The sequence below is a fragment of the Nocardioides convexus genome (genome assembly GCF_011090295.1).
On the sequence record NZ_JAAMYA010000001.1, the window covers coordinates 4,330,501 to 4,353,304 of the forward strand.

The window sequence follows — 22,804 nt, forward strand, 5'->3', positions numbered from 1 at the left end:
CGGGCATGCCCGCCTTCTCCCACACCCACGAGACGACCATCGCTGCGTCTCCCGAGGTCGTCCACGCGCTGATCGACGACTTCCACGAGTGGGTCAAGTGGTCGCCGTGGGAGGGCCTGGACCCCGACCTGCAGCGCACGTACGACAGCACGGGCGTCGGTGCGCGCTACGCCTGGTCGGGCAACAGCAAGGCCGGCCAGGGCTCGATGACGTTCACCTCGATCACGCCCGAGCGGATCACGGTGGACCTGGAGTTCCTCAAGCCGTTCAAGGCGCGCAACGAGGTCGTCTTCGACCTGACCCCGGCGGGCGCGGGCACCCACGTGGCCTGGACCATGCGCGGGGAGCGGAACCTGGCGTTCGCGGTGATGGGCCGGCTGTTCTTCGACAAGGCGATCGGCAAGGACTTCACCAAGGGCCTGGCCTCGCTCAAGGCGGCCGCGGAGGCCTGAGCCGCCACCGTTCCACCTGCGAGGCGGTCGATCCGGGGGCTGGTCCGGCAGGCGTAGCCTTGTCCCATGCCCACCCTTCGCTCCGCGACATCCACCTCGGGCCGCAACATGGCCGGGGCGCGCGCCTTGTGGCGTGCGACCGGCATGACCGACTCGGACTTCGGCAAGCCGATCATCGCCATCGCGAACTCCTTCACCGAGTTCGTCCCCGGTCACGTGCACCTGCGCGACCTCGGCAAGATCGTGGCGGAGTCCGTCGTCGCCAGCGGCGGCGTCGCGAAGGAGTTCAACACGATCGCCGTCGACGACGGGATCGCGATGGGCCACGGCGGGATGCTCTACTCCCTGCCGAGCCGCGAGCCTGATCGCGGACGCGGTGGAGTACATGGTGCAGGCGCACTGCGCGGACGCGATCGTGTGCATCTCCAACTGCGACAAGATCACCCCCGGCATGCTGCTGGCGAGCCTGCGGCTCAACATCCCCGTCGTGTTCGTCTCCGGCGGGCCGATGGAGGCCGGCAAGACGACCGCGATCGACGGGGTCGTGCACTCCAAGCTCGACCTGGTCGACGCGATGGTGGCCTCGGCCAACGAGGCGGTCAGCGACGAGCAGACTCGACGTGATCGAGCGCTCCGCGTGCCCGACCTGCGGCTCGTGCTCGGGCATGTTCACGGCGAACTCGATGAACTGCCTGACCGAGGCGATCGGCCTGTCCCCTGCCGGGCAACGGCTCGACCCTGGCCACGCACGCCAAGCGCCGCGCCCTCTTCGAGGAGGCCGGCCGGGTCGTCATGGACCTCTGCAACCGCTACTACGGCGACGACGACGAGTCGGTGCTGCCGCGCAACATCGCCAGCCGGTCGGCGTTCGAGAACGCCGTCGCGCTCGACGTCGCGATGGGCGGCTCCACCAACACGGTGCTGCACCTGCTGGCCGCGGCCCGCGAGGCCGAGCCTGGACTTCGACGTGCACGCCATCGACGCGATCTCGCGCCGGGTGCCCTGCCTGTCCAAGGTCGCCCCGAACTCGCCGAAGTTCCACATGGAGGACGTCCACCGCGCCGGCGGCATCCCCGCACTGCTCGGCGAGCCTGCGCCGCGGTGGCGCGCTGCACGAGGACGTCCACTCGGTGCACTCGCCCGACCTCGACAGACTGGCTGGGCAAGTGGGACATCCGCGGCGAGGACCCCTCGCCCGAGGCGCTGGAGCTCTTCCAGGCCGCACCCGGTGGCGTGCGCACGACGGAGCCGTTCTCCACCGAGAACCGCTGGGGCACGCTCGACACCGACGCCGCCGAGGGCTGCATCCGCGACTTCGAGCACGCCTACTCCGAGGACGGCGGGCTGGCGATCCTCACCGGCAACGTCGCCGTCGACGGCTGCGTGGTGAAGTCGGCCGGCGTCCCCGAGGAGAGCCTGGTCTTCCACGGCACGGCCATCGTCTTCGAGTCACAGGACGCCGCGGTCGAGGGCATCCTCGGCAAGAAGGTGCAGGAGGGCCACGTCGTGGTCATCCGCTACGAAGGCCCCAAGGGCGGCCCCGGCATGCAGGAGATGCTCTACCCGACCGCCTTCCTCAAGGGCCGCGGGCTGGGCCAGAAGTGCGCGCTGATCACCGACGGCCGGTTCTCCGGCGGGACGAGCGGGCTGTCCATCGGGCACATCTCGCCCGAAGCGGCCGGCGGCGGCACGATCGCGCTGATCGAGGACGGCGACCCGATCTCGATCGACATCCCGAACCGCACGATCCACCTCGACGTCGACGAGCACACGCTGTCCGAGCGCCGGGTGCTGCAGGAGAAGCGCGACAAGCCCTACACCCCGCTCGACCGGCAGCGCACGGTCTCCGCGGCGTTGCGGGCCTACGCCTCCATGGCGACCGCCGCCTCCGACGGTGCCTACCGCCGCGTCCCGGACTGAGCCGTGGCCAAGGTCCACGCCCGGGTCGAGGGTCGGCTCCGGGAGTTCGTCGAGCGGCAGCGGATGTTCTTCGTGGCGTCCGCGCCGCTCGCCGGCGAGGGTCACGTCAACCTGTCGCCGCGCGGCATCCCCGGAACCTTCGGGATGCTCGACGAGACGACCTTCGCCTGGGTCGACACCAGCGGCAGCGGCAGCGAGACGATCGCGCACCTGCGGGAGAACGGCCGGATCGCGGTGATGTTCTGCGCCTTCGAGGGCGCGCCCAACATCGTGCGCTTCCACGGCCGCGGCCGGGTGGTGACCATCTACGACGAGGAGCACGCCGGGCTCGCGGCCCGCTTCGCAGAGCCTGCCCGGCGCCCGGGCGGTCATCGTGGTCGACATCGAGCGGATCTCCGATGCCTGCGGCTACGGCGTCCCGCTGATGGAGTACGCCGGCGAGCGCGACCTGCTCGCGCCGTACTTCGATCGCAAGGGGCCGGACGGCTCGGCCGAGTACCGCCGCCGCAAGAACCGCACCAGCATCGACGGCCTGCCCGCCTTCGACTTCGACCCCGAGCCGGCCGAGGGATGACCGGCCTGCCCGTCGGGAAGCCGGTCCCCGGCTGGGAGCCGCGTCCGCGCCCCGAGCCGATCACCCTCCCGGGCCGCTACGTCGAGGTGCGCCCGCTGACCTCCGCCCAGTACGCCGACCTGCACGCCGCCACGTGCGGTCCCAGCGACGACGACCTCTGGACCTACCGGCCGATCCCGCGCCCGGAGACCCTCCCGGGCCTGTGGATGCACCTCGCCGCGCACCTCGAGGACCCCGCGCTGGTGACCTTCGCGCTGGTGCCGCGGGAGGGGGAGCGGGCCGGGAAGGCGAGCGGCATCGCGTCGTACACCCGGATCGAGGAGGCGCACGGCCAGGTCGAGGTGGCGGGCGTGCTGTTCGGGAAGGCGCTGCAGCGCACCCGCGCGGCGACCGAGGCGATCTCACTGCTGATGAGGCACGCGTTCGACGACCTGGGCTACCGCCGCTTCGAGTGGAAGTGCGACAGCCTCAACGAGCCCTCGCGGCGTGCGGCCCTGCGGCTGGGCTTCGTCGAGGAGGGCCGCTTCCGCAACCACATGGTGACCCAGGGCCGCAACCGCGACACCGACTGGTTCTCCGTGACCGACGCGGAGTGGCCGGCCGTGCGCGCCGCGCACGAGCGCTGGCTGGACCCGGCGAGCTTCGACGCCGACGGGCGCCAGACTCAGCCCGCTCCGGGCATCATCGTCCCGGAGTGCCTGAGGTAGAGCCGGAGCCGCTCGCGGCCCAGCCCGGGCGCGCGGAGCAGGGCGCCCGCGGCGTCGTAGGCACGGATCTCGACGAACAGCGGCGTCGACTCCGGTACGTCGCCCTCGAGCCAGGCGCCCGCGTAGACGTAGCCGCCCTGGGGCGTCGAGCGGTGCCAGGTGCCGGGGCGCGCGGCGGTGCCGACCCGGATCTCGACCCGGGCGACCACGGGGTGCACCCGCAGCAGGATCTCGTGGAAGAGGGTGGTGATCGTCCGCTTCCGGGTGCTGGCGCTGGTCCCGCCGCCGTCGACCACCGTCACCGGTCGCGTCAGGGTCGGCGGCTCGATCGGGCGCATGTCCCGGGCAGTGAGGGTGCTGAACGTCCCGTCCTCGCTGCAGAAGAACGCCGAGGCGGTGGCTGCCTGCTCCACGACGACGGCGGCGCGAGTCCCGTAGGGCGTCCGGACGCGCTGGGCGTAGGGCACGGTGACGGTCGCCTCCGGATCAGGGGTCTGGCGGTTGCAGGCCTCGGCCTGGCGGGAGCGGGCGGGCGCGGCGAGCGGTCCGAGGGTGAAGGGAACGGCGGGCTCGGTCGCCCGCGTCGGCGCCGGGGCCTTGGCGGCGGGGGCGGGCCGGTCGTCGTCGCGGACGGACAGCGCGTACCCACCGCCGGCCACCGCGACCACCGCCGCGGCCGCAGCGAGCGCCGGGAGCCAGGGCGAGCGACGCCGGGCCGGGGAGGTGCTGGTGAGGACCTGGTCGAGGATCGCCGCGCGTCGTACCGGGTCCAGGGTGGGGTCGGGCGACTGGCCGGGGTCGGTGAGGTTCATCGGTTCTCCTGTCCGGCAGCGGAGAGCATCTCCCCGAGCCGCTTGCGGGCCCGCGAGACGCGGGACTTGACGGTTCCCTCCGCGACGTCGAGGGCGTGCGCGGCCTCGGCGATGGTGAGTCCCTCCCAGAGCACCAGGCTCGACTGCCTCGCGCTGACCCGAGGGCAGCGCCGCCAGCGCGCGTCGTACCTCGGCCATGCGGCGCTCGTCGTCGATCCGGTCCACCACCTCGTCGGCGTGGTCGGCCACCTCGCGCCCGGTGGTGTGCTCCAGCCGGTCCTGCAGTGCGCGCCGGCGCCGGCCGGAGCGTTCGAGGTTGCGCCACTCGTTGTGCGCGATCCGCAGCAGCAGCGGCCGGGGAGTCGGCAGCGTGAGCGCGGGCAGGCGTCCGGTGCGGGCCTGTCGCCACACGCTCGCGAAGACGGCCTGGGTGACGTCCTCGGCGCTCGCCACCGATGCCGTACGACGGAAGGCGAACCGGAACACGGCGTCCACGTGGGCCTCGTAGACCGCCCGCAGCCCCGCGGAGTCGCCGGTGCGCAGGCGCTCCCACTGCTCGGCGTCGGCGGCGCTCGGCAAGACGTCTCCTCGCGATGGTCGGTCGGTGCTGGACAGGGTCACACAAGGGAGGGTCCGGCAGCAGGCCCCCGGTTCCCTCGCCGCCCCTCGTCGTTGTCGGAGAGCGGTGCTTGACTCGTCCGCATGGACCAGCGGATCAGCCTTCGTCACCCTCGCCGTCGCCGACCTCGACGCCACCCGGCGGTTCTACGTCGACGGCCTCGGCTGGGTTCCCGAGCTCGACGTGCCCGGGGAGGTGATGATGTTCCGCGCCGGGCCGCGACCGTGCTCTCGCTGTGGGCGCGCGCGGAGTTCGAGGCCGAGGTCGGTGCGCTGGCGGCCGGCCCCGGGCTCGCGCCGATCACGCTCGCCCACAACGTCGCGACCCCCGAGGAGGTCGACGCGGTGCTCGCCACCGCCCGCACCGCCGGCTCGCCCGAGGTGCAGGACGGCGTCCGGCGGGACTGGGGCGGCTACACCGGCTACTTCGCCGACCCCGACGGCTTCCGGTGGGAGGTCGCGCACAACCCGGACCCCCGGTTGAGTGCCATAGTTCTTCCGTGACGGCGACGGCGGGCGACCTGCTGGCCGCAGTCGTGGCCGAGCTCGCCGCCGGCATCCGGAGCGGCCGGGCGGCCGCGCTCGCCGACGAGCCGGACGCGGTCCACCAGGCTCCGCACGACGGTACGACGCCTGCGGAACCTGCTCGCCGCCTTCCGGCGCTGCCTCGACTCCGCCGAGGCGGCCGAGTCTCGGAGCGGCCCTGGCGTCGTACGGCGGGCTGCTGGGGGAGTGCCGGGACCTGGAGGTCCGGGCGGCCGACGCCCGTGCCGCGCTGGCGGACCTCGGCCTCGCCGACGAGCCTGGGACCGGTGGTGGTCGCGCCGCTGGAGCAGGTCCACGCGGCGGCGCACGCGGTCCTCGTCGAGTGGCACGCGGGTCCGGAGGCCGCCGCGCTCGACGCGCTGCTGGACCGCTGGGCGCAGGAGCCGCCGCTGACGAAGCGGGCCCGGCGCCCGGCGGCGAGGGTCGCCCGCAAGGCGGTACGACGCCAGGTCCGCCGGGTGCTCGCCCGGTCGGACCGGGGCGCGGAGCACGACCTGCGCAAGGCCGCCCGGCGGCTGCGGCACACCGCGGATGCGGTGGCTGCGGTCCACGCGCGGGCGGCCGCGCTCGGGAAGCTCGGCCACCAGGTGCAGGGCGTGCTCGGCGACCACCGGGACGCGCTGCTGCTCGCCGAGCACGCGCGGCGGTGCGGCGCGGAGCCCTTGGCGGCATACGCCGAGCAGGTGGCCGCCGTCGCGATCGCGGGGCTCGACGCGCACCTCGCCGCGCTGCGCGAGCGTGCCGACTCGTGAGACAGCCGTCTTGCGATGTGGGACGGGGTGGCACACTTATTCGACGGCCGACGACGGACGGCGTACGGTGGGGCCATGCTCGACCAGGCTTCTCGTACGCACCGGACGCGCCGCCTGACCTCGTCAGTCGACGCGTCCCGCCCCTCGTTGCCCGGCAACCGAGGGGTTTTGTTTGTCGCACGACCACCCCCACCGGGACAGCACAGAACCGGCACAGCACAGAACAGGAATGAGTCGGATGACGGAGCAGCAGGGCTCGACCGAGTCGATCACCGGGGCGCAGAGCCTCGTCCGGTCACTCGAGGCGGCCGGCGTGACGGACATCTTCGGCATCCCGGGGGGCGCGATCCTCCCGGCGTACGACCCGCTGATGGACAGCAGCATCCGCCACATCCTGGTGCGCCACGAGCAGGGCGCGGGCCACGCCGCGCAGGGCTACGCCTCGGCCTCGGGCCGGGTCGGCGTCTGCATGGCGACCTCGGGCCCGGGCGCGACCAACCTCGTCACCCCGCTGGCGGACGCGCACATGGACTCGGTGCCGATGGTGGCGATCACCGGCCAGGTCGGAGCCTCGCTGATCGGGACCGACGCCTTCCAGGAGGCCGACATCCGCGGCATCACGATGCCGATCACCAAGCACAACTTCCTGGTCACCGACCCCGCCGAGATCCCGACCAAGATCGCCGAGGCCTTCCACATCGCCTCGACCGGGCGTCCCGGCCCGGTGCTGGTCGACGTCACCAAGTCCGCGCTGCAGTCCTCGACCGGCTTCCGGTGGCCCAGTGAGATCAGCCTGCCCGGCTACCGCCCGGTCACCCGCCCGCACGCCAAGCAGATCCGTGAGGCGGCCCGGCTGATCCTGGAGTCGCGCAAGCCGGTGCTGTACGTCGGCGGCGGCACCATCCGCTCGGGCGCGGCCAAGGAGCCTGGCGACCCTCGCCGAGCCTGACCGGCATCCCCGTCGTCACCACGCTGATGGCGCGCGGAGCCTTCCCCGACAGCCACCCGCAGCACCTCGGCATGCCCGGCATGCACGGCACGGTCGCCGCGGTGGCCGCGCTGCAGAAGAGCGACCTGATCATCAGCCTGGGCGCCCGCTTCGACGACCGGGTCACCGGCAACCTCGACTCCTTCGCGCCCGGCGCCAAGGTGATCCACGCCGACATCGACCCCGCCGAGATCGGCAAGAACCGCTACGCCGACGTCCCGATCGTGGGCGACGTGCGCGAGGTCCTGGTCGACCTGGTCACCGCCCTGCGCACCGAGGCCGAGGCCGGCCGGACCGGCGACTACGAGGGCTGGGTGACCTTCTGCGCCGGGGTGAAGAAGAAGTACGCCCTCGGCTACGACAAGCCCGCCGACGGTGGCCTCGCTCCGCAGTACGTCATCGAGCGCCTCGGTGCGATCTCCGGTCCCGGCACGATCTACACCGCCGGCGTGGGCCAGCACCAGATGTGGGCCGCGCAGTTCGTCAGCCTACGAGCAGCCGAACACCTGGATCAACTCCGGCGGCCTCGGCACCATGGGCTTCGCGGTCCCGGGCGCGATGGGCGCGAAGGTCGCCATGCCCGACCAGACCGTGTGGGCGGTCGACGGCGACGGTTGCTTCCAGATGACCAACCAGGAGCCTCGCCACCTGCGCGATCAACAACATCCCGATCAAGGTCGCGATCATCAACAACGAGTCGCTCGGCATGGTCCGGCAGTGGCAGACGCTGTTCTACAACAGCCGCTACTCCAACACCGACCTGCAGTCCAAGCGGATCCCGGACTTCGTCAAGTCTCGCCGACGCCTACGGCTGCGTGGGCCTGGCCTGTGAGTCGCCCGAGGACGTGGATGCCACCATCGAGAAGGCGATGGAGATCAACGACGTGCCCGTCGTGGTCGACTTCCGGGTGCACCGCGACGCGATGGTGTGGCCGATGGTCGCCGCCGGCACCAGCAACGACGAGATCAAGTACGCGCGCGACCTCGCGCCCCAGTTCGACGAGGACGATCTGTGATGGCCCAGCACACTCTCTCCGTCCTCGTCGAGGACAAGCCCGGCGTCCTGGCCCGGATCTCGGCGCTGTTCAGCCGCCGCGGCTTCAACATCACCTCGCTCGCGGTCGGCCCGACCGAGCACCCGGAGATCTCCCGGATGACGATCGTGGTCAACGTCGACTCCTCGCCGCTCGAGCAGGTCACCAAGCAGACTCAACAAGGCCTGGTCGAGGTGATCAAGATCGTCGAGTCTCGACAACGCCGCCTCCGTCACCCGGGAGCCTGGTGCTGGTCAAGGTCGGCGCCACCGCCGAGAACCGCAGCCAGGTCCTCGACGTGGTCCAGACTCTTCCGGGCCAAGGTCATCGACGTCGCCGCGGACGCCATCACCATGCAGGTGGTCGGCAACGCGGACAAGATCACCGACTTCCTGCGCGTGCTCGAGCCCTTCGGGGTCCGCGAGCTCGTGCAGTCCGGCATGGTCGCCATCGGCAGGGGCTCGCGCTCCATCTCGGAGCGGGGCAAGCCCGTCGCCGTACCGGTGCCGCCTGCCGCGCACGCCTGAATCCCCAACCCACCCACAGCAAGGAGAGGCCCCAGTGGCTGAGATTTTCTACGACGACGACGCGGACCTGTCGCTCATCCAGGGCAAGAACGTCGCGGTCATCGGTTACGGCAGCCAGGGCCACGCCCACGCGCTCAACCTGCGCGACTCCGGCGTCGACGTGCGCGTCGGCCTCAAGGAGGGCTCGAAGAGCCGTCCCAAGGCCGAGGAGGAGGGCCTGCGCGTCCTCACGCCGCGCGAGGCCGCGGAGGAGGCCGACGTCATCGTCATCCTCGCCCCCGACCAGCACCAGCGGAAGCCGTACGCCGACGACATCGCCCCGGCACTGACCAGCGGCGACACCCTCGTCTTCGGCCACGGCTTCAACATCCGCTTCGGCTACATCAAGGCGCCCGAGGGCGTCGACGTGATCATGGTGGCCCCGAAGGCTCCGGGTCACACGGTCCGCCGCGAGTACGTCGCCGGCCGCGGCATCCCGGACATCATCGCGGTCGAGCAGGACGCCTCCGGCGCCGCCTGGGACCTCGCGAAGTCCTACGCCAAGGCCATCGGCGGCACCCGCGCCGGGGTCATCAAGACGACCTTCACCGAGGAGACCGAGACCGACCTGTTCGGTGAGCAGGCCGTCCTCTGCGGCGGTGTCTCGCACCTGGTGCAGGCCGGCTTCGAGACCCTCACCGAGGCGGGCTACCAGCCCGAGATCGCCTACTTCGAGGTGCTCCACGAGTCTCAGCCTGATCGTCGACCTGATGTGGGAGGGCGGCATCGCCAAGCAGCGCTGGTCGGTCTCCGACACCGCGGAGTACGGCGACTACGTCTCCGGCCCGCGCGTGGTGACCCCCGAGGTCAAGGCGTCGATGCAGGCGATCCTCGACGACATCCGCAGCGGTGCCTTCGCCGAGCGGTTCATCGCCGACCAGGACAACGGCGGCGCCGAGTTCCTCAAGCCTCCGCGAGGAGGAGGCCGCGCACCCGATCGAGGCGACCGGCAAGGCGCTGCGGGCGCACTTCTCCTGGAAGCAGAGCGACGACGACTACACCGAGGGCTCCGCCGCGCGCTGAGTCCCTCCCCGTCGTACGACGAGCGCCTCCGGCCCCTCGGCCGGAGGCGCTCGTGCGTCCCGGGCCGGGGCTCAGGGCCCGGCGAGCGCGAGCCTGACGACCGAGCCTGCTCGTGCAGCGCCCGGGCGGAGGCCTCGGTGAGCACCAGCCGTGGCTGCCGCCGCTCGGCCGGCTCCACCGCCACCCAGGTGAGGTGCTCGCCGACGTGACGACCGAGCCAGACCACCAGCGTCATCGCCTCCAGGGACGCGGTGACCGGCAGCGTGTCGGCCGTGGCCGCGACCGCGGGCACCAGCGCTGGCTCGCTGTGGTGGTAGCGGTCCTCCGGGTGGTCGTCCTCCTGGTGCTCCCGCGCGCACCAGGCCGGACACCCCTCCGCCAGCCAGGTCGGTGCGTCTGCTCCGGTCATGTGTGTCATCCCCCAAGATGTCGATCCGTGTCGCGCACCTTACGAGGGGGGTGCGACACAAACCCCCGCTCGCCCTCCGTCATCCACAGGCGCGACTGCGGTGCTCGGATATTCCCATACCAGTATGGTCGTGGGGAAGTGCCCATACCAAGATGATGGACGCATGACGAACGAGGATCCGGGCCTTCGGGCGGACTACGGGTGGCCTTCCTGCGCGATCGAGCCTGGGGCTCGCCCTGCAGCGGATGCGGATCGCCCGCGGCCTCAGCCAGGAGGAGCCTGGCGCACCGGGCCGGCATCAGTGCCTACACCTACCAGAAGTACGAGAAGGGCGAGTCCCGGCCGGGCACGCCGGCCAACCCTCGCCTGTCCACCCTGCTGCAGGCTCGCCCACGGGTTCGGGGTGCCGGTGCGCGAGCCTGCTGCCGCCGTTCGAGGCGGGACCGCCGGCGGCCTGACTGGGGCCGGCCGGCGCGGGTACCCATGCAGGTATGGTCGTCAGGGCATGGGCATACGCGGATGATGGCGCCATGGCAACCGACCACTCCTGGCTGGCCTACGCACGTGCCCTCGGGCTCAACCTGCAGAAGGCCCGCGCCGCGCGCGGGCTGAGCCAGGAGCGAGTCGCGCACCTGGCGAACATCGCCGGCTTCACCTACCAGAAGTACGAGAAGGGGGAGTCGCGCCCCGGCACCCCGATGAACCCGCAGCCTGCTGACCCTGGTCTCCCTGAGCCAGGTGCTCGACGTCCCGCTCGCGGACCTGCTGCCGGACTTCCAGCCGGACCTGGGCGACGCGCGCTGATGGGCCGCCCGCGGCTGCGCAGCGTCGTGCTGGACACGACCGACGTGCCGCGGCTGGCGGAGTTCTACCGCCTGCTGCTCGGCTGGTCCTACCCGGAGGGCTACGACGTCGAGGGGGTCACCGACTGGCTCGCGATCCTCGGCCCGGGTGGCGAGCGGCTGTCCTTCCAGCAGGTGGAGACCCTGCCGCCGACCACCTGGCCCGGCGCGGAGGTGCCCCAGCAAGCTGCACCTCGACTTCCTGGTCGACACCCGGGCGGACCTGGAGGAGACTCACCGGCGCGCCCTGGAGTCGGGCGCCGTCGTACGGCTGGACCGGGTGGACGACCCCGAGGAGCCGCTGCGGGTCTACGCCGACCCGGCCGGGCACACCTTCTGCGTCTTCACCCACGACGTGGGCTGAGACTCACCCGCTCAGGACCAGCAGCACCGCCCCGGCGCCGACCAGAGCGACCCCGCCCCACTGGAGCAGCGAGAGCCGCTCGCCGAGCAGGGTCACGCCGAAGATCGCGACCAGCACCACGCTCAGCCTTGTCGACCGGCGCGACGAGCGAGGCGTCGCCGACCTTGAGGGCACGGAAGTAGCAGATCCACGACGCCCCGGTCGCCAGCCCGGAGAGCACCAGGAACAGCCAGGTACGCCCGCCGACCTCGCCGGGGGAGTGGAACTTGCCGAGCGCCAGCAGGATGAGGCCGAGGGTCACCAGGATGACGATGGTGCGCACGAAGGTCGCGACGTCGGAGTCGATCTCCTTCACCCCGACCTTGGCGAAGATCGCCGTCAGCGCGGCGAAGACCGCCGACAGCAGGGCCCAGAACCACCAGGTCGAGGTCAGGCTCCACGGGCACACCTCCGGTGCGGGACGTCGGAACGGCCCGGCCGCCGGGAGCGACCGGGCCGTACGACGGTAGCGCTACTTCACCTCGGAGCGGAGCACCAGCCGCAGGCCGACCAGCAGCGGCAGGCCGATCCACAGCAGCGCGGTGATCGCGAGCCTGGAGCCAGTCCTGGCCGTGCACGGCGCCGTCGAAGAGCCTGGAAGCGGGTCTCGTTCAGGTCGAACCACGCGGCGTGGTCGGCCCACCACTCCTGGGCCGCGCCGAGCGCGCCGGACAGGCCGGGCAGCACCAGGTTGACCACGAAGTAGGCGACGATCGCGGCGGGGGAGCCTGCGGAAGAGCAGTCCGAACGCAAAGCCGAGCAGCATGCCGATGCTGTTGGCGAGGATGATCTGGGCGAAGGCCGCGACGCTGATGTCCCACTGCGCGTCGTACCCGGTGATCATCGAGGTGACCACCGTGCCGAGTGCGCCGACGCCGAGTGCGACGAACATCGCGACCACGCCGACGAGCAGGATGTCGATCAGCCTTGGCGGCGAGCACCCGGGGCCGGCTGGAGACCAGGGTGAAGGTGGTCAGCGCGGTGCGCTGGCTCCACTCGCTGGTCACCGCGAGCACGCCGATCACCGGCAGGATGATCGACATCGGGCTGCCGATGGCCGCCGCGAACGACTCGAAGGTGAGGCTGTCGCGGTCGCCCAGCAGGGCGGTCAGCGTGGTCGCGATGGCCGAGACGATGACGATGCTCGCCATCAGCCAGAAGCCGGAGCGGGTGTCGAACATCTTGCGCAGGCTCGACGTGCATCACCCGGCGGAACGGGGTCGCGGCGGGCGCGGGGCGCGCAGCCCGCCCGCCGGCCGGTACGACGGTGGAGGGGATCGCCTCGGTGGTGGTGCTCATGCCGCCGCTCCTTCGGTGCTCGTGGGGGTCTCGCGCTGGCTCTCGGCCGTGAGCGCGAGGAACATCTCCTCCAGGCCCGCGCCCTCGGCGGCCCGGAGCTCGGTGACGGCGATGCCGGCGGCGAAGGCCGCCTGGCCCACCCGGGTCAGGTCGGCCTCGGCGAGCACGGCGCCGCCGGAGGTGGGCCGCGCGGTGATGCCGGCGGCCTGGAGGGCGGCGGCGAGCGTCGTCCCGTCGGCGGCGCGGACCAGCGTGCCGGCACCCGCCAGCAGGCTCCTCCTTGGTGCCCTGGGCGACGATCCGGCCGTTGCCGATCACGACGATGTCGTCGGCGACGACCTCGATCTCGTGCAGCAGGTGCGAGGAGAGCAGCACGGTGCCGCCGTCGTCGGCGAAGCCGCGCAGCAGGTCGCGCATCCAGCGGATGCCGGCGGGGTCGAGGCCGTTGGCGGGCTCGTCGAGGATGAGCACCTCGGGGTCGCCGAGCAGCGCGGTCGCGATGCCCAGGCGCTGGCGCATGCCGAGGGAGTAGTTGCGGACCCGGCGGCTGGCCTCGTCGTCGGTCAGGCTGACCCGCTCCAGCATCGCCTCGACCCGGGTGCGGGGCAGGCCCATGGTCAGCGCCGCGATGGTGAGGATCTCGCGGCCGGTGCGCCCCGCGTGCTGCGCGGAGGCGTCGAGCAGGACGCCGACCTCGCGGCCCGGGTCGGGCAGGTCGCGGAAGCGGCGGCCGAGCACGCGGACCTCGCCGCTGCCCGGCTCGGTCAGGCCCACCATGACTCGCATGGTGGTGGACTTGCCGGCACCGTTGGGCCCGAGGAAGCCGGTCACCCGGCCTGGTGCGGCGGTGAACGACACGTTGTCGACGGCCGTGAAGCCGCCGTAGGCTCTTGGAGAGGGACTCGACTGTGATCATGACCCGAAGCCTCGTCCGGCCGGGCCGTGCGCCGCTTCCGGTGGATCCCTTGACCCGCCCCTGATGCGACCCTGACCCGACCCCGGGGTCCTCGGGGGAAGCAATCGGGGGTATGCCGCGTTGGGCCCCTCGTGCGTATCGAGATCTGGGCCGACGTGGTCTGCCCGTGGTGCTACATCGGCAAGCGACGCCTGGAGAAGGCGATCGCCGGGTTCGAGCACGGGGACGAGGTCGAGGTGGTCTACCGCTCCTACGAGCCTGGACCCGTTCGCGCCCGAGACCGGTACCGAGTCCACGGTGACCGTGCTCGGCCGCAAGTTCGGCGCCGACGAGGCGGCGACCCGGGAGATGATGGGTCGCGCCGACGAGGTCGCCGCCGCCGAGGGGCTCACCTTCGCCCACGCCGACGCCCTGCACGCGCGCACCCTCAACGCGCACCGGCTGATCCACCTCGCGGCCGCCGAGGGCCGGCAGCACGCGATGGTCGAGGAGCTCCTGGCGGCGTACTTCACCCGCGGGGAGTCGCTCGGCGACCTCGCCGTGCTGCGCACCGCCGCGGCCGCGGCGGGCCTGGACGCGAGCCGGGTGGAGGAGGTGCTGGGCAGCGACGAGTACCGCGACGCGGTGATGGCCGACGTCGCGCAGGCACGGGCCTACGGCTCCTCCGGCGTGCCGTTCTTCGTGCTGGACGGCCGCTTCGGCATCTCCGGCGCGCAGCCGGCCGAGGTCTTCGAGCAGGCGCTCGAGCAGGCCTGGGCCAGCCGCGCGGGCTGAGCGCTCGGGGCGCTGCAGGAATCCCCACTTACCGGGGGATTCCTACGGTTCCCTGGCCGTTGCAACGGCCAAGAACCGTAGGAACACGTCAGGAACCCTCGGGCTGCCGGGCCTCAGGGGAGAAGCAGGACGACCGTCTCGGCGACGCAGGCGGGCTTGTCCTCGCCCTCGATCTCGACCGTGTGCTGCACGGTGAGCCTGCTTGCCGCTGGGGATGTCGACGACCTCGCCCATCTTCACGTGCAGCCGGATCCGCTTGCCGACGCGCAGCGGGTTCGGGAAGCGGACCTTGTTGACGCCGTAGTTGAGCCTTGGCGCCGGGGGTGCGCAGGGTGAAGACCTGGCTGCCGAGCCACGGCACGAGCGACAGGGTGAGGTAGCCGTGCGCGATGGTGCCGCCGAAGGGCCCCTCCTTCGCCCGCTCCATGTCGACGTGGATCCACTGGTGGTCACCGGTCGCGTCGGCGAACTGGTTCACGCGGCGTTGGTCGATCGTCACCCACTCGCTGGACCCGAGCTCGGTGCCGGCCGCCTCGGCGACCTCTTCGAACGTGGTGAACACCCGCATGGCCATGGACTCCTTCGTCGTCGGTGAAGTCGGTGCGCCCGACCCTAGGGCACATCCGGTGGCTCGGGGGCGCAACGCCGCACCGTGGGCGCGACGGCGCGCGGGAGACCCAGGAGTGGACACGATTTAGGTGAGGCTAAGCGAAGCGGCGTACCCTGGGCGATTGTGCTCGCCAACTTCCTCATCGGACTGCGTGAAGGCCTCGAGGCTGCGCTGGTGGTCAGCATCCTGGTGGCCTACCTCGTCAAGTCCGAGCGCCGCGAGCCTGCTGCCGCGGATCTGGGCCGGTGTCGGCCTCGCCGTCGCGGTCTCGCTGGCGTTCGGCGCCGCGCTGACCTTCGGTCCGCGCGGGCTCACCTTCGAGGCGCAGGAGGCGATCGGCGGCACCCTGTCGATCCTCGCGGTGTGCTTCGTGACCTGGATGATCTTCTGGATGTCCAAGGCCGCACGGGGCCTGGGCGCCGAGCCTGCGCGGGCAGATCGACAAGGCCGCCGAGGGCGCGCGCTGGTCGCTGGCCGTCGTGGCGGCGCTCGCCGTCGGCCGCGAGGGCCTGGAGACCGCGCTCTTCCTGTGGGCCGCGACCCAGGCCGGGACCCGCGAGAGCGCCGGCTCGGTCACGCCGACCTGGGAGCCGCTCGTCGGCGCGCTGCTCGGCCTGCTCCTCGCGGTGGCGTTGGGCTACCTCATCTACCGCGGTGCGATCCGGCTCAACCTCACCGTCTTCTTCACCTGGACCGGTGCCTTCCTCATCATCGTGGCCGGCGGCGTGCTCGCCTACGGCGTCCACGACCTGCAGGAGGCCGGCATCCTGCCGGGTCTGCACGACCTCGCCTTCGACGTCTCCGACGCGATCCCGCCGTCCTCGTGGTACGGCACGATCCTCAAGGGCGTCTTCAACTTCTCGCCGGCCACGACCAAGGCTCGAGGCCCTGGTCTGGACCCTCTACGTCCTGCCGGTCGGCGCGCTCTTCCTGTTCCGCACCCGACTCTCCCGACCCCGTACGACGACGCCCGCGTCGTCCTGAACCAGGAGCACCCGACCCATGCGCAAGACCCTGCTCGCCTCGGTGGCGGCCCTCGCCGTCGTCCCTGCCCTGGCGGCCTGCACCGAGAACGCCTCCGGCGGCGGCGACAAGAGTGGCGACGACCGCGCCCTGAGCGTCACCTCGAGCAAGGACTCCTGCGAGGTCTCCGCGGGCACGGCACCGGCCGGCACGCTCACCTTCGACGTGACCAACACCGGCACCGACGTCACCGAGTTCTACCTGCTCGGCGAGGACGGCCTGCGGATCGTCGGCGAGGTCGAGAACATCGGCCCGAACCTCACCAAGAAGCTCACCGTCAACGTGCCCGAGGGCAAGTACTTCACCGCCTGCAAGCCGGGCATGGTCGGCGAGGGCATCCGTGCCGCGTTCACCGTCAGCCACTCCGACGACGAGCAGGAGGTCAGTGCGTCGGACCAGGAGCCTGATCGACCAGGCGCAGGACAACTACCGCAGCCTACATCCAGGACCAGTCCACGCAGTCTGCTCGCCAAGACCCAGCAGTTCGTCGCGCTCTACAAGGCCGGCAAGGACGACGAGGCGCGGGCGCTCTACCCGGCCGCGCGCCAGCACTGGGAGCGCATCGAGACGGTCGCGGAGTCCTTCGGCGACCTCGACCCGAAGACCGACGCCCGTGAGGCCGACGTGGACTTCGCCGCCGGCGAGAAGTGGACCGGCTGGCACCGCCTGGAGAAGGACCTGTGGCCGCAGGACGCGAAGGGCTACACCGCGCTGAGCGCCAAGGAGCGGGCGACGTACGCCGACGACCTGCTCGCCAACACCAAGGACCTCGACGGCCGGATCCAGGCCACCGGCGCCAAGGCGCTGACCTACCCGATCGCCTCCATCGCCAACGGCTCGATCGGTCTCCTGGAGGAGGTCGCCAACGGCAAGATCACCGGTGAGGAGGAGGCCTGGTCGCACACCGACCTCTGGGACTTCCAGGGCAACGTCGACGGCGCCCGGGTGGCCTACGAGGGCGTCCGGCCGCTCCTGGAGACCAAGGACGCCGCGCTCGCCAAGGAGCTCACCGGGAAGTTCGCGGCGCTGCAGAAGATCCTCGACTCCCACAAGTCCGGCGACGGCTGGGTGCTCTACACCGAGTCTGTCGAAGGACCAGGTCAAGCAGCTCTCCGACGCCGTCAACGCGCTCTCGGAGCCGCTGTCGAGGCTGACCGCGGCGGTGACCTCCTGACCGGGACCTCCCGCGTCAGCCGGCGCGGTCTCCTCGGTGGTGGCGCGGCCGCCGCCGGGGTGGCCGGCGTCTTCGCGGCGGGCCGGATCAGCGCGCCGGAGACCACTGCGGTGGCAGGGCCTGCGGCGTCGTACCCCTTCCACGGCGAGCGGCAGGCCGGCATCGTCACACCCGCCCAGGACCGGCTGCACTTCGTCGCGCTCGACGTCACGACCGAGGACCGCGACGAGTCTCGTCGCGCTGCTGAAGGCGTGGACCGACGCCGCCGCGCGGATGACCCAGGGGCGCTCGGCCGGCCCGGTCGGGGCCGTCGACGGCCCGAGCAACGCGCCGCCGGACGACACCGGCGAGGCGCTGGACCTGGCGCCCAACCGGCTCACCATCACCTTCGGCTTCGGGCCGGGGCTGTTCACCAAGGACGGAAAGGACCGCTTCGGCATCGCCGAGCGCCGACCGGCGGCGCTGGAGCAAGCTGCCGCGCTTCTCCGGTGACGTGCTCGACCCGGCTCGCAGCGACGGTGACATCTGCATCCAAGCCTGCGCCGACGACCCGCAGGTCGCCGTCCACGCCATCCGCAACCTGGTCCGCATCGGCTTCGGCACGACGGCGGTGCGCTGGTCGCAGCTCGGCTTCGGTCGTACGTCCACCACCTCCACCAGCCAGTCCACGCCGCGCAACCTGTTCGGCTTCAAGGACGGCACCGCCAACATCAAGGCCGAGGAGCGCGAGGCCCTCGACCAGCACGTGTGGGTGGCGCCCGGGGACGACGCCAGGGCCGGCTGGCTGGCCGGCGGCTCCTACCTCGTCACCCGCCGGATCAACATGACCATCGAGGTCTGGGACCGCCAGTCGCTCGATGCCCAGGAGCAGTTCGTCGGGCGCACCAAGGGCAGCGGCGCGCCGCTGTCGGGCGGTGAGGAGATGACCGCGCCGGACTTCGACATGAAGGGCAGCACCGGCCCGGTCATGCCCGTCGACTCCCACGTGCGGGTCGTCCACCCGGACCTCAACGACGGGGTCCGGATCCTGCGCCGCGGCTACAACTTCGTCGACGGCAGCAACGACGTCGGCGGCCTGGACGCGGGGCTGTTCTTCATCGCCTACCTGCGCGATCCGCGCACCCACTTCATCCTGCTGCAGCGGGCGATGTCGAAGCAGGACGCGCTGATGGAGTACCTCCGCTTCACCGGCCAGGCACTGTTCGCCGTGCCGCCCGGTGTCGCCGACGGGGAGTACGTCGGACAGGCGCTCTTCGCCTGAGCGGAGCGGGTAGGCTGGCAGGGTCGCACAGCGCCGTGCCACGCCTTCTCCCGCACCACCTCCGAAGGACCACGCTGTGACCGCTCGCCCCGTCGTACTCATCGCCGAAGAGCCTCAGCCCCGCCACGGTGGAGGCACTCGGCCCGGACTTCGAGATCCGGTCCTGCAACGGCGCCGACCGGGCCGAGCCTGCTGCCCGCGATCGCCGACGTGGACGCGATCCTGGTCCGCTCCGCGACCAAGGTGGACGCCGAGGCACTGGCCGCGGCGAAGCGGCTCAAGGTGGTCGCGCGGGCGGGTGTCGGCCTCGACAACGTGGACGTGAGGGCCGCGACCCAGTCCGGCGTGATGGTCGTCAACGCGCCGACCTCCAACATCATCTCCGCGGCCGAGCCTGGCCATCGCGCTGATGCTCGCCGCCGCCCGCCACGTCTCGCCCGCCCACGCGGCGCTGCGCAACGGGGAGTGGAAGCGCTCGAGGTACACCGGCATCGAGTTCGTTCGAGAAGACCGTGGGCATCGTCGGCCTGGGCCGGATCGGCGTCCTGGTCGCGCAGCGTCTCGCCGCCTTCGGCATGAACGTGATCGCCTACGACCCCTACGTCCAGCCCGGTCGCGCCGCCCAGATGGGCGTGCGCCCGGTCGACCTCGAGACCCTGATGGCCGAGTCGGACTTCATGTCCGTGCACCTGCCGAAGACCCCCGAGACGGTCGGCCTGATCGGCGCCGAGGAGCCTGGCCGCCGCCCGCCCGCACCTGGTGCTGGTCAACGCCGCCCGCGGCGGCATCGTCGACGAGGCCGCGCTGTACGACGCCCTCAAGACCGGCCGCATCGGTGCCGCGGGTCTCGACGTGTTCGCCCAGGAGCCGTGCACCGACAGCCCGCTCTTCGAGCCTGGAGAACGTCGTCGCCACCCCGCACCTCGGCGCCTCCACCGACGAGGCCCAGGAGAAGGCTGGGATCGCCGTCGCGAAGTCGGTCCGCCTGGCCCTGTCCGGCGAGCCTGGTCCCCGACGCCGTCAACGTCCAGGGCGGGGTCATCGCCGAGGACGTGCGCCCCGGCATCCCGCTGACGGAGAAGCTCGGCCGGTCTTCACCGCCGTCGCCGGCGAGGTCGCCCAGAGCCTCGACGTCGAGGTCCGCGGCGAGATCGCGGAGACCGACGTCAAGGTGCTCGGTCTCGCCGCGCTCAAGGGCGTGTTCAGCAGCGTCGTGGAGGACCAGGTGTCGTACGTCAACGCGCCGCTCCTCGCCGCCGAGCGCGGCCTCGCCGTGCGCCTGATCACCGAGAGCGACAGCCCCGACCACCGCAACCTGATCACCCTGCGCGGCGCCCTCGCCGACGGCTCGCAGGTCTCGGTCAGCGGCACCCTGGTGGGCATCCACCAGCGCGAGCGGCTGGTCGAGGTCAACGGCTTCGACATCGACATCGAGCCGACCGACCACCTCGCGTTCTTCACCTACGTCGACCGGCCCGGCATGGTCGGCACCGTCGGCCAGGTGCTCGGCCAGGCCGGGGTGAACATCGCCGGCATGCAGGTCTCCCGGGAGGACAAGGGCGGCGAGGCGCTGGTCGCGCTGTCCGTCGACTCCGCCATCTCCGCCGAGACCCTCGCCGAGATCGAGATCGCCATCGAGGCCACCTCCATCCGCGCCGTCGACCTCTGAGCCGGATGGCGCGACCGCGTCGCTCGTCCCCCGCGCCGCGCTGCCGCGCGCGCAGTTGGCTCACGTAGGTCCCGCCTCGGCCTGGCGGCAAGCCTGTCGGCCCGCGGGACGCCCTCTCCCTGCGCCTCCGGTCGCTCCTTCGTCGCTTCCTCCGGCTCCGAGCCGACCGCGTCCCGCGGACGCCGACCGTGTCGTCAGGCGACGAGGAAGGGCTCGCTGCCGCCGCGGGCCTGCTTCGACGCGCGGCCCGAGGTGACGACCGCCCAGGCGTCGGCGATGCGGTCGACGGCCTCGACCAGCCTGCGGGGCGGCGATGGCGTAGGGGAGGCGGACGTAGCGGTCCAGCCCGCCCTCCGGTGCGAACGACGGCCCGGGCGCTAGCAGCACGCCGTGCCGCTCGGCCTCGGTCGACAGCGCGGTGGCGCCGGCCGCCGGGAGGTGGCACCACAGCACCATCCCGCCCGCGGGCGGGCGGAAGGTCCAGTCGGGGAGCCGCTGGCGCAGGGCCGTGACGAGGGCGTCGCGCTGCTCGCGGAGCCGCTCGCGCTGGACGCCGACCAGGTCGTCGTACCCGTCGGTGAGGAGTCGGGTGAGGACCAGTCTGCTCGAGGACCGGCACGCCGAGGTCGAGCCCCACCCGTGCCCGGGTCAGCCGGTCCACGAGCCCGCGCGGGGCGCGGATCCAGCCCAGCCGCAGCCCACCCCACACGCTCTTGCTCGCGCTGCCGACGCAGATCGCGTCGTCGGCGTACGACGCGAACGGCCGCCCGGCCCGCACGTCGTCGAGGTGCAGCAGGTGGTGCGCCTCGTCGACGACCGCGATGGCCTCGTGCTTCGCCAGCAGGCGGGCGTAGGCCGCGCGCTCGGCCTCGCTCATCACCAGCCCGGTCGGGTTGTGGAAGTCCGGCATCAGGTGCACCAGGCGCGGCCGGTGCCGCGCCAGCGCGCTGCCGATCGCGTCGAGGTCCCAGCCGGACGGGTCGAGGGTCGAGGTGGCGAGCCGGCCGCCGCCGGTGCGTAGTGCCCGCACCGCGTTGGGGTACGTCGGCGACTCCATCAGCACCCGGTCGCGCGGCCCGGCGAGGGCGGCCCCGACGACGGCGCTGGCGGCGAGCGCGCCGGGGGTGACGATGATCTGCTCCGGGTCGGTGGGCAGCCCCCGGGCGTCGTAGGTCGCGGCGACGGCGGCCTGCAGGGCGGGCATGCCGGCGGGGAAGTAGCCGTGCCCACCGAGGTGGGCGGGGATCTCGGCGGCGGCCTCGGCGTAGCGCGCGGCCATCCCGGGCGGCGCGGTGGCGGCCGCGCAGACGAGGTCGATGACGCCGTTGCCGACGTCGCTGGGCCACAGTGCCCGGTCCAGCGCGCGGGTGCGCCCGCCGGGCAGGCGGGTGAAGGTGCCGGCGCCCTGACGCGCCTCGGCGTAGGACGTCTCGCGCAGCAGGGCGTAGGCCCGGGTGACGGTGGTGCGCGAGACGCCGAGGGCGTCGGTCAGGTCGCGCTCGCTGGGCAGCCGGGTGCCGTAGCCGATCCGGCCGTCGCCGATCAGGCTCGCGCAGCGCATCGGCCAGGCCGGCGTAGGCCGGGGAGCGGTCGAAGCCCTCGACGAGGACGGCCAGCCGGCCGGCGGACAGAGTGGACTGCGCCATGCAGGCCACTCTTGCACAATTGGCTATTGAGGAACAGTCCAATCGGCTTCACCATGGAGTCATGTCCACGACCCCCCTCGCCGACCTCGGGCCGATCGCCCAGGCTCCGTGCCGGCCGGTTGCCCCGCCGCCTCGTCCAGGCCTGTACGCCGGCCTCTGGCTCTACGGCGTGAGCCTGGCCCTGATGGTGCTCGGCGCCATCGGCCTGGCCCCGTGGGACGTGCTGCACTCCGGCGTGACCGAGCACGTGCCGATCTCGCTCGGCCAGGCGGTCATCGTGTTCTCCTTCGTGGTGCTCCTGCTGTGGATCCCGCTGCGCGAGAAGCCCGGTCTCGGCACGGTCTCCAACGCGCTGGTCGTCGGGATCGCGGCCGACGCCACGCTCGCGATGTTCGACGCCCCCGCATCGATGCTGGCGCGGATCCCGCTGATGGTCGGCGGCATCGTGCTGTGTGGCTTCGCGACCGCGCTCTACATCGGCGCCCAGCCCGGCCGCGGACCGCGCGACGGCCTGATGACCGGCCTCGCGCGTCGTACCGGGCTGTCGATCCGGCTGGTCCGCACCGGCATCGAGATCACCGTCGTGCTGATCGGGCTGGCGCTCGGCGGCACCCTCGGCCTCGGCACGGTCGCCTACGCGCTCACCATCGGGCCGATCGCGCAGTGGATGATGCCGTGGTTCCTGGTAGACCTCGCGCCGGCTCCCGGGGTTGCCCCTGATCGGTCCCTGAATTGCCCTGCTGAGCCTGCATAACCGGTGGTGTCCCTGGATAGGCTCCGGGGCAT

The 22,804-nt window shown here is 72.2% G+C and carries 21 protein-coding genes and 10 pseudogenes; 24 read left to right on the plus strand and 7 right to left on the minus strand.

Annotated elements, in window-relative coordinates; all coding sequences use genetic code 11:
* Window positions 1-5: 5 nt before the first annotated feature.
* The 3 genes and pseudogenes from G5V59_RS32010 to G5V59_RS32020 all read left to right on the plus strand — a co-directional run bounded on the left by G5V59_RS32010 (window position 6) and on the right by G5V59_RS32020 (window position 3,653).
* Window positions 6-452, plus strand: a complete 447-nt coding sequence (locus tag G5V59_RS32010; RefSeq protein ID WP_278259142.1) for an SRPBCC family protein — start codon at window positions 6-8, stop codon at window positions 450-452.
* Window positions 453-518: 66 nt separating this feature from the next.
* Window positions 519-2,372: pseudogene (gene ilvD / locus G5V59_RS32015) on the plus strand (dihydroxy-acid dehydratase).
* A 3-nt stretch (window positions 2,373-2,375) separates the two neighbouring features.
* On the plus strand, window positions 2,376-3,653 hold the full coding sequence (locus G5V59_RS32020; RefSeq protein ID WP_278259143.1) for a GNAT family N-acetyltransferase: 1,278 nt from the start codon (window positions 2,376-2,378) through the stop codon (window positions 3,651-3,653).
* Here the strand turns inward: G5V59_RS32020 and G5V59_RS32025 are convergent.
* Complete coding sequence (locus G5V59_RS32025; RefSeq protein WP_278259144.1) at window positions 3,611-5,044, minus strand: RNA polymerase sigma factor; 1,434 nt, start codon at window positions 5,042-5,044, stop codon at window positions 3,611-3,613. The two genes, G5V59_RS32020 and G5V59_RS32025, sit on opposite strands and share 43 nt — an antisense overlap.
* A gap of 123 nt (window positions 5,045-5,167) precedes the next feature.
* Between G5V59_RS32025 and G5V59_RS32030 the strand changes: the two genes are divergently transcribed.
* From G5V59_RS32030 to ilvC, 5 genes and pseudogenes are all read left to right on the plus strand, one after another.
* Entirely contained in the window at window positions 5,168-5,587 is a 420-nt protein-coding gene (locus tag G5V59_RS32030) for a VOC family protein (protein ID WP_278259145.1), read from the plus strand.
* A 32-nt stretch (window positions 5,588-5,619) separates the two neighbouring features.
* Window positions 5,620-6,381 (plus strand): CHAD domain-containing protein, encoded by a 762-nt coding sequence (locus G5V59_RS32035; protein WP_278259146.1) that lies wholly within the window; start codon window positions 5,620-5,622, stop codon window positions 6,379-6,381.
* Between the two features lie 238 nt (window positions 6,382-6,619).
* Window positions 6,620-8,385: pseudogene (locus G5V59_RS32040) on the plus strand (acetolactate synthase large subunit).
* Window positions 8,385-8,930 carry an acetolactate synthase small subunit gene (ilvN, locus tag G5V59_RS32045; protein ID WP_278259147.1) on the plus strand — a complete coding sequence of 182 codons (546 nt, stop codon included), beginning with the start codon at window positions 8,385-8,387 and terminating at the stop codon, window positions 8,928-8,930. The pseudogene G5V59_RS32040 and the gene ilvN overlap by 1 nt, the downstream one beginning before the upstream one ends.
* Before the next feature lie 34 nt (window positions 8,931-8,964).
* A pseudogene (gene ilvC, locus G5V59_RS32050) lies at window positions 8,965-9,992 on the plus strand (ketol-acid reductoisomerase).
* Window positions 9,993-10,063: 71 nt separating this feature from the next.
* On the opposite strand, the gene G5V59_RS32055 reads toward ilvC, so the two are convergent.
* Window positions 10,064-10,363, minus strand: coding sequence for a hypothetical protein (locus G5V59_RS32055; RefSeq protein WP_278259148.1), 300 nt, complete (start codon window positions 10,361-10,363; stop codon window positions 10,064-10,066).
* Between the two features lie 283 nt (window positions 10,364-10,646).
* Here G5V59_RS32055 and G5V59_RS32060 point away from each other — a divergent pair, with 283 nt between their 5' ends.
* From G5V59_RS32060 to G5V59_RS32070, 3 genes and pseudogenes are all read left to right on the plus strand, one after another.
* Window positions 10,647-10,859, plus strand: a complete 213-nt coding sequence (locus tag G5V59_RS32060) for a hypothetical protein (protein ID WP_278259149.1) — start codon at window positions 10,647-10,649, stop codon at window positions 10,857-10,859.
* 72 nt (window positions 10,860-10,931) lie between these two features.
* Window positions 10,932-11,330 (plus strand): annotated as a pseudogene (locus G5V59_RS38185) (helix-turn-helix transcriptional regulator); the annotation flags it as partial.
* Window positions 11,331-11,352: 22 nt separating this feature from the next.
* Window positions 11,353-11,607 (plus strand): VOC family protein, encoded by a 255-nt coding sequence (locus tag G5V59_RS32070; protein ID WP_278259150.1) that lies wholly within the window; start codon window positions 11,353-11,355, stop codon window positions 11,605-11,607.
* Here G5V59_RS32070 and G5V59_RS32075 read toward each other — a convergent pair.
* From G5V59_RS32075 to G5V59_RS32090, 3 genes are all read right to left on the minus strand, one after another.
* Window positions 11,588-12,055 carry an EamA family transporter gene (locus G5V59_RS32075; protein ID WP_278259151.1) on the minus strand — a complete coding sequence of 156 codons (468 nt, stop codon included), beginning with the start codon at window positions 12,053-12,055 and terminating at the stop codon, window positions 11,588-11,590. The two genes, G5V59_RS32070 and G5V59_RS32075, sit on opposite strands and share 20 nt — an antisense overlap.
* Window positions 12,056-12,118: 63 nt before the next feature.
* On the minus strand, window positions 12,119-12,538 hold the full coding sequence (locus tag G5V59_RS32080) for a hypothetical protein (RefSeq protein ID WP_278259152.1): 420 nt from the start codon (window positions 12,536-12,538) through the stop codon (window positions 12,119-12,121).
* A 29-nt stretch (window positions 12,539-12,567) separates the two neighbouring features.
* Complete coding sequence (locus G5V59_RS32090) at window positions 12,568-13,803, minus strand: ATP-binding cassette domain-containing protein (protein WP_341351082.1); 1,236 nt, start codon at window positions 13,801-13,803, stop codon at window positions 12,568-12,570.
* A gap of 213 nt (window positions 13,804-14,016) precedes the next feature.
* On the opposite strand from G5V59_RS32090, the pseudogene G5V59_RS38190 reads away from it, so the two are divergent.
* Both G5V59_RS38190 and G5V59_RS32095 read left to right on the plus strand, forming a co-directional pair.
* Window positions 14,017-14,064 (plus strand): annotated as a pseudogene (locus G5V59_RS38190) (hypothetical protein); the annotation flags it as partial.
* Between the two features lie 94 nt (window positions 14,065-14,158).
* Window positions 14,159-14,635, plus strand: coding sequence for a DsbA family oxidoreductase (locus G5V59_RS32095; RefSeq protein ID WP_278259154.1), 477 nt, complete (start codon window positions 14,159-14,161; stop codon window positions 14,633-14,635).
* A gap of 88 nt (window positions 14,636-14,723) precedes the next feature.
* Here G5V59_RS32095 and G5V59_RS32100 read toward each other — a convergent pair whose 3' ends face one another.
* On the minus strand, window positions 14,724-15,197 hold the full coding sequence (locus G5V59_RS32100) for a MaoC/PaaZ C-terminal domain-containing protein (protein WP_278259155.1): 474 nt from the start codon (window positions 15,195-15,197) through the stop codon (window positions 14,724-14,726).
* A gap of 171 nt (window positions 15,198-15,368) precedes the next feature.
* Between G5V59_RS32100 and G5V59_RS38195 the strand changes: the two are divergent.
* The 10 genes and pseudogenes from G5V59_RS38195 to G5V59_RS32145 form a co-directional block, all read left to right on the plus strand.
* Window positions 15,369-15,422, plus strand: a pseudogene (locus G5V59_RS38195) (hypothetical protein); the annotation flags it as partial.
* Window positions 15,397-15,594 (plus strand): annotated as a pseudogene (locus G5V59_RS32105) (hypothetical protein); the annotation flags it as partial. The pseudogenes G5V59_RS38195 and G5V59_RS32105, both read left to right, overlap by 26 nt.
* A gap of 130 nt (window positions 15,595-15,724) precedes the next feature.
* A pseudogene (locus tag G5V59_RS32110) lies at window positions 15,725-16,048 on the plus strand (FTR1 family protein); the annotation flags it as partial.
* Between the two features lie 199 nt (window positions 16,049-16,247).
* Window positions 16,248-17,342, plus strand: a pseudogene (gene efeO, locus G5V59_RS32115) (iron uptake system protein EfeO); the annotation flags it as partial.
* Between the two features lie 373 nt (window positions 17,343-17,715).
* Window positions 17,716-17,934 (plus strand): Dyp-type peroxidase domain-containing protein, encoded by a 219-nt coding sequence (locus G5V59_RS32120; protein ID WP_278260193.1) that lies wholly within the window; start codon window positions 17,716-17,718, stop codon window positions 17,932-17,934.
* 1 nt (window position 17,935) lies between these two features.
* Window positions 17,936-18,703 (plus strand): Dyp-type peroxidase, encoded by a 768-nt coding sequence (locus G5V59_RS32125; protein ID WP_278259156.1) that lies wholly within the window; start codon window positions 17,936-17,938, stop codon window positions 18,701-18,703.
* Between the two features lie 243 nt (window positions 18,704-18,946).
* Entirely contained in the window at window positions 18,947-19,282 is a 336-nt protein-coding gene (locus G5V59_RS32130) for a hypothetical protein (protein WP_278260194.1), read from the plus strand.
* A pseudogene (locus G5V59_RS32135) lies at window positions 19,216-19,374 on the plus strand (NAD(P)-dependent oxidoreductase); the annotation flags it as partial. The gene G5V59_RS32130 and the pseudogene G5V59_RS32135, both read left to right, overlap by 67 nt.
* Window positions 19,375-19,462: 88 nt before the next feature.
* Window positions 19,463-19,777, plus strand: a complete 315-nt coding sequence (locus tag G5V59_RS32140; RefSeq protein ID WP_278259157.1) for an NAD(P)-dependent oxidoreductase — start codon at window positions 19,463-19,465, stop codon at window positions 19,775-19,777.
* Window positions 19,695-20,372, plus strand: coding sequence for an ACT domain-containing protein (locus G5V59_RS32145; RefSeq protein ID WP_278260195.1), 678 nt, complete (start codon window positions 19,695-19,697; stop codon window positions 20,370-20,372). Before G5V59_RS32140 ends, G5V59_RS32145 begins: the two co-directional genes overlap by 83 nt.
* 377 nt (window positions 20,373-20,749) lie before the next feature.
* Here G5V59_RS32145 and G5V59_RS32150 read toward each other — a convergent pair whose 3' ends face one another.
* Entirely contained in the window at window positions 20,750-22,018 is a 1,269-nt protein-coding gene (locus tag G5V59_RS32150; RefSeq protein WP_278259158.1) for a hypothetical protein, read from the minus strand.
* Between the two features lie 61 nt (window positions 22,019-22,079).
* Here G5V59_RS32150 and G5V59_RS32155 point away from each other — a divergent pair, with 61 nt between their 5' ends.
* Window positions 22,080-22,772: a hypothetical protein gene (locus G5V59_RS32155; protein ID WP_278259159.1), complete on the plus strand. Its 693-nt coding sequence runs from the start codon at window positions 22,080-22,082 to the stop codon at window positions 22,770-22,772.
* Window positions 22,773-22,804 lie beyond the last annotated feature (32 nt).